Source organism: Bacteroides sp. ET489, assembly GCF_030518095.1.
Lineage (GTDB): Bacteria > Bacteroidota > Bacteroidia > Bacteroidales > Bacteroidaceae > Bacteroides > Bacteroides ndongoniae.
Map to the genome: position 1 here is coordinate 1 of NZ_JAULLJ010000073.1, position 5,480 is coordinate 5,480.

At 37.3% G+C, this 5,480-nt stretch carries 5 protein-coding genes and 1 tRNA gene; 2 read left to right on the plus strand and 4 right to left on the minus strand.

All coding sequences use genetic code 11. The features are described 5' to 3' along the window. Positions 1–96: 96 nt before the first annotated feature. The gene (locus Q3C19_RS17675; RefSeq protein WP_302731121.1) at positions 97–543 is read right to left on the minus strand and encodes a DUF3836 domain-containing protein; all 447 of its coding nucleotides are present in this window, start codon (positions 541–543) and stop codon (positions 97–99) included. A 377-nt stretch (positions 544–920) separates the two neighbouring features. Beyond that, positions 921–2,006, minus strand: a complete 1,086-nt coding sequence (locus Q3C19_RS17680; RefSeq protein ID WP_022161584.1) for a mannose-1-phosphate guanylyltransferase — start codon at positions 2,004–2,006, stop codon at positions 921–923. Positions 2,007–2,177: 171 nt separating this feature from the next. Between Q3C19_RS17680 and Q3C19_RS17685 the strand changes: the two genes are divergently transcribed. Then, a tRNA-Leu gene (locus Q3C19_RS17685) sits at positions 2,178–2,261 on the plus strand. Here the strand turns inward: Q3C19_RS17685 and Q3C19_RS17690 are convergent. Together Q3C19_RS17690 and Q3C19_RS17695 are read right to left on the minus strand one after the other, a co-directional pair. After that, on the minus strand, positions 2,227–3,813 hold the full coding sequence (locus Q3C19_RS17690; protein ID WP_302731123.1) for a recombinase family protein: 1,587 nt from the start codon (positions 3,811–3,813) through the stop codon (positions 2,227–2,229). The genes Q3C19_RS17685 and Q3C19_RS17690 overlap by 35 nt on opposite strands. A gap of 547 nt (positions 3,814–4,360) precedes the next feature. Next, the gene (locus Q3C19_RS17695; RefSeq protein WP_302731125.1) at positions 4,361–4,984 is read right to left on the minus strand and encodes a recombinase family protein; all 624 of its coding nucleotides are present in this window, start codon (positions 4,982–4,984) and stop codon (positions 4,361–4,363) included. A gap of 144 nt (positions 4,985–5,128) precedes the next feature. Between Q3C19_RS17695 and Q3C19_RS17700 the strand changes: the two genes are divergently transcribed. Then, complete coding sequence (locus Q3C19_RS17700) at positions 5,129–5,425, plus strand: helix-turn-helix domain-containing protein (RefSeq protein WP_071147964.1); 297 nt, start codon at positions 5,129–5,131, stop codon at positions 5,423–5,425. Positions 5,426–5,480: the final 55 nt, after the last annotated feature.

Below are 5,480 nucleotides of genomic sequence, written 5' to 3' on the forward strand. Positions count from 1 at the left end.
TATTATATTATAGTCTTAAATTTCGCGCTCTGGTAGGCAATTTCATAAAACGGTTGCTTTCGATTGGTAATACTGAACAGACCATTGTTCTTTTTATCATTTATGCTCGGCCATTGAGACTGTTTTGTCCACCGTTTGGCACACAACGGGAGTATTGTCTTCATTCAGTGCGTAAACACTCTGTTGCATGTCCTTGCTATAACTATGGTTTGATTCATTCCAACGGGCATAATTTATGATGATTTCACCAGCTTCGTAGCGATAAGTCATTTGGAAATAAGGTTCCCATTTGTCCGATGTGCCATCCCATTTGTTGGCTGTCTTACAGATAAGGCGATTCTGTTCATCGTAAGCAAACTCGTAGCGTATGTGATTATGTAGATAATTGCCGTCTAATTTATAGATGGTACGAGAAACGACCAGATTGTTCTTTACTTTATCGTTTGTTATAAAGTTGTCCTGGGCCTTTACTTCAGTGCTAAGAGCGCTCACTAATGTCAATACTGAAAATGCCAATGCTTTGAATAAATTTGTTGCTTTCATAATCGATATTCTTTTAAGTTATTATTTCTATTTCTTTTCTCATTGGACTTGCATCCGCCTATGATAATTCAAAAGATGTGCCAATGAATCAAATATCTGATTATCAGTTTACAATAAATTTATAAGGCTGTTCGGAATCGGACACGTGTTCGCTTTTAGCGTACAGTAGATGTTCGTTGCTCTTTACTTTTTGTTTTCCGAATAAACGGCTGGTTATGGGGGTATTGATATTGTTGACCGCATAACTGATTTTCTGGAAACAAGAAGAGGATGCATTGTTTAGAAATGCACCCTCTTATCTTTTGAAATTAGTTGCTTTGGGCTGAAAAGCTAAGCATTCTGCATACTTCCGTCGGTCATAATCTGTTAAGCTTATATCAGATGTAATCTTCACCTAATTTGATTTGCGCATCGTTGACGTATTTCCGGATGGCATGTTCTTCGTCTTTCTTACAGATTAGCAGTACATTGTCCGATTCGGCAATCAGATACCCTTCTAAGCCTTCAATAACCGCAAGTTTGTCTTTGGGCAATACAACGATGTTGTCTTTGCTGCCGTAGAACATCGACTGACACTTTAAAGTTACGTTATTGTTTTCGTCTTTAGGTGACAAATCGTAGAGCGAACCCCAGGTTCCAAGGTCGGACCATCCAAAGTCGCCTAATGAAACATATACATTGTCGGCTTTCTCCATAATGCCGAAGTCGATTGATACGTTGGGGCATGCGGGGAAGTTCTCATCGATAAACTTCTTTTCGTCCGGCGTACCATAGACGTCTTTACCTGGTTCCAGTTTAGCAGCCAGTTCGGGGAGCAGTAATTCTCCGGCTTTGATGATAGTATTGACATTCCAAACAAAAAGTCCTGAATTCCAATAGAATTCTCCGCTTTCTACAAAGACTTTTGCGAGCTCTAATTCCGGCTTTTCGGTGAATGTTTTTACTTTATAGAAATTGTCACCCTTCTGTTCGGCGATTTGTATATAGCCATATCCTGTTTCCGGTCTGTTGGGCTTGATACCCAGTGTAAGCAGAATTTCCGATTTGGCAACGAATTCCAATCCTTTTGTGATGATATCAAGAAACTCATTTTCTTTCAGTATCAGGTGGTCGGAGGGGGCTACTACAATGTTGGCATTTGGATTGATGGCTCGGATATGGTAAGATGCCCATGCAATACAAGGCGCTGTATTTCTGCGTGTAGGCTCCAGCAAAATCTGTTCGCTGGTTAGCTCAGGCAGTTGCTCTTTTACAAGGGCGGCATACATATCATTGGTCACAATAAAAATGTTCTCAGTCGGTATAATCTTTTTAAACCGGTCAAAAGTCTGTTGTAACAACGAGCGTCCTGTTCCGAAGAAATCCAGGAATTGTTTAGGGAGCGTCTTGCGGCTGAATGGCCAGAATCGGCTTCCGATTCCTCCACCCATGATTACACAGAAGTTGTCCTTATTTGTCATCATTTTGTTTTTTGTTTAAAGTTTCTGCTAAAGTACAGTATTTTCTGTAAATGCGGAATGCTTATGGTGTGTTTTATTATTTTTTTCTTGTTTTTCCCTTGTTTTTTTTATGAATCGCTTGCAGGTTTAGAAAAAAACCGTATCTTTGCACCGCAATTGAGAAATCAATGCAATGCCCAGATGGCGGAATCGGTAGACGCGCTGGTCTCAAACACCAGTGGATTCACTTCCATCCCGGTTCGACCCCGGGTCTGGGTACAGAGTTGGAGAAAGATGTATTTCTTTCTCCTTTTTCTTTTTTCTTTCCTCGTAACTCGTTGGTTTGCTGAAAAATAAGGTCAAGCACTTTGTTGTATGAGTTGGTTCGATATTTTTCTCCGTCATATTCTATTTTATCATCAAATATCGAACCAATGAGTTTGATTTTAGTCTCTAAAGGCGCATCACGGATGTAGCTATCTATATTGTTTATCAGCATAATAGCATAGCTTAGCTTTGGTTCGATATTTCCCCGTTTGCTTAATTCAAGTGTTGAAATGCGTGTTTGAAGTTCCGATACCTCTTTTTCGTACCGTTCCAGGATGCGGTTATATCTATTGGAATGGCTTTTATCCATAATTAACATGTCTTCCACACTTTCTATCTGAGATTGCTTTGCTGTAACCTCCTTATTTAACTTGTTTATCTCAGCTTGAATCTCGCGCTTACTATCTACGTGCAAGTCTTTCAACACTTCTTTATACAGGTTTAGCACCTCTATTGAAGGCTTCAATGCTCCGACATATTTAGCAAAACCTTCATTCACTTCTTCTGCTCGTTTACGGATATGTTTGGCGTCATGGCAGCAATTATAATATGTGTACTTTCCTCCATTACCCCTACTTGTAGCACCTGTTAAGGAATGGCCGCAGATAGGGCAAACGAGAAATTTCCGTAAAAATAAGTCGGGATTGGTGGGTTTACTTAGTTTAGGCTTACTTTTCTTTTTCCCATCAAGTAAATCTTGTATTCTTTGGAATGTATCTTCACTTATCAACGGTTCATGTCGCCCATCTACCAAGTGGGATGAAATGCCGTTATACTCAGGTACTTTTATTTTTCCTATATAGAAAGGATTTCGGAGCATACCCAAAAAGGTGCTTTCTGCAATTTGTGGGCAATACCTTCTTCTTGCATAATCCGCACTGATAGTTCCTTTGGCAAATTCTTCAAACGCTTTTCGTATAGAATTGGCTTCTTCGCTAAATTCGACATATTTCTCTAGTACCATACCGTTATTATCTACACGGTGTTTGTTTTTATAACCGCGGGGGGCTTTATTGTAACATTTGCCTTGAGACGCTGTTCCGTAAATTCCATCCTTGGTTGCTTTTGAGCGGCTAATATTGTCGCCTTGGGCTTGCCCTATATAAACACCTAATAGCATAGGCCAATTTGCAGAATTGAAATTTATCTCTTCCTCTATGGCATTAGGCTCTACACCCATAGAAAGTAAATCGTTTACTACATTAGTAGCCTGTGGCAAGTCCCTTGAAAAGCGATTCCAACGCAGGAAAAGCAACTTGTTTACTTCTTTCTTATGGCTCTTGATATAGCTTAATATAGACTGCATTACAGGCCGTTTTTTAAACGTCTTTGCACTTTCATCTTCTTTGAAGTTCGGGAGCTCTATGATATTGTAACCTTTGTATTTGCAATATCCTCTCAATCTCTCTTCCTGCACTTCTACACTTGTGCCTTTTCTCTGTTCATCCGTGCTGACACGGCAGTAGATGATTACATTAGTTTGATTATTTACCTTTGCTTTCATAAAATTAATTTTCGAGTTAACCTAATCCGTTTTCGCTTTCTATCTGAAGTTGTGCCAGTAAATAAAGATATTCCCTAATTTGCTTCACTTCTTCATTGCTATATTTCTTTTTTCCATTGTTTAGTATTTTTGTGCATGTTTCCAAAGTTAACATAGCTATTAAACATTAAGATGTGCATCGCTGCACTTATTTGTTTTTCGCCTCTTGGTCATTAAATAATGCCCCAAGACTTTTACCGCGGCAGGGATAAGCGTAAAACCCTTTTTTCAGATAGCTATGCTCTTAGCCCTTTCCTTCGTTTTGTTGCATATTTTCCCTCCTTATTTCTTATTTTTAAATTCGACGTTTGTTTTTTACATTGCAAATATACTACAAATTGCAATTGGAAAAAGAAGTGTTAAAAGCCCGACTTTTTGTTGGGTTTTGTATGTAACTTTCTGATAATCAGACTTAGAAAATCTTAATTGATTTATATTTTTATTTTAATTAATATTTTGAATTTATTTAACTATAGTCGGCGTTGTTTTGCTTGCTTTAAACTGAAAATTAACAAAATTTATCATATAGCTTACGCAAAGTGTTAACGCTCGTGTGGGTGAGTTTTGACACATTTCGCAACGAATATCCCTTTTTCAACAGACGTAATTCTTCTGCGTATTCTTTTTTCATCGTTTCATCACTCTTCATATATCCAGCTTTTCTACCGACCTTTCCACCATTAGCTCGAAAGTTATTGTAACCGCTTTCTACTCGTTCCCTTATTGTCTTACGTTCCATTCGTGCAACTTCCGCTAATATGGTAATTAGAAACTGACTCATAGCATTAACCTTACCTTCTTGGGTCAAAGTCTCAATGGCATAATTCTGAATATAAAGGCTAATCTTTTTTTTATTTAGCATTTCTATTACTTCTAAAACCTGTAAGGTGTCACGGCCTAAACGGCTTAACTCTGTCACTAACACCTTATCTATGTGATTTCTCTCAACATAGCTTATCATGTTTAGAAGTTCCGTCCTTTCTTTATTTGATTTTGCTCCCGAAATCTTTTCGGCGAACACAGCCTCAATACTCCAGCCATTTGATTTTGACAAAGTTGTTAATTCACTGACTTGTCTATCGTATTCTTGTAGACTTGTTGATACTCGTGCGAAAATTACCGTCTTTACCATAATTGTTTTAAATATCAATTTATCATGTTGCAAATATACATATAATATAATTGACTTGCAAATACAAGTTGATTAAAAAATCAATTAATATTATTTGTTTTGATATTTAAAACAAATAAACTAACTTTGCCAAAAAAGATGTATATGGAAAGAATCTTGGCTGAAAATGTAAAACGACTTTGCAAAGAGCAAGGTAAACAATTGAAAGACTTAGCAGCAAGTATGGGGATTGACCCTGCAAGCCTCACCCGAGCAATGTACGGAAATGCACGCCTAGACACTATTGAGAAAATAGCGAACGCTCTACGAGTATCTATCAAAAGTCTATTTGAACAAACAGATGATGATGCAATAGAAGGTTATATTAAGATAAGAGGAAAAATCTATAAATTTTATAACAAAGAAGAGCTAGATAAGATTTTGAAAAATAATACTCTTTAAATTGCGAACAATAATAAAAAACTTCTTATCTTTGTAAACTAACAAAATTAAAAAT

Excerpts from the sequence above, each read along its gene's own strand:
- Q3C19_RS17675 (WP_302731121.1), bottom strand. The coding sequence starts at position 543 with ATGAAAGCAACAAATTTATTCAAAGCATTGGCATTTTCAGTATTGACA.
- Q3C19_RS17680 (WP_022161584.1), bottom strand. The coding sequence starts at position 2,006 with ATGATGACAAATAAGGACAACTTCTGTGTAATCATGGGTGGAGGAATC.
- Q3C19_RS17690 (WP_302731123.1), bottom strand. The coding sequence starts at position 3,813 with ATGAAAGCAAAGGTAAATAATCAAACTAATGTAATCATCTACTGCCGT.
- Q3C19_RS17695 (WP_302731125.1), bottom strand. The coding sequence starts at position 4,984 with ATGGTAAAGACGGTAATTTTCGCACGAGTATCAACAAGTCTACAAGAA.
- Q3C19_RS17700 (WP_071147964.1), top strand. The coding sequence starts at position 5,129 with ATGGAAAGAATCTTGGCTGAAAATGTAAAACGACTTTGCAAAGAGCAA.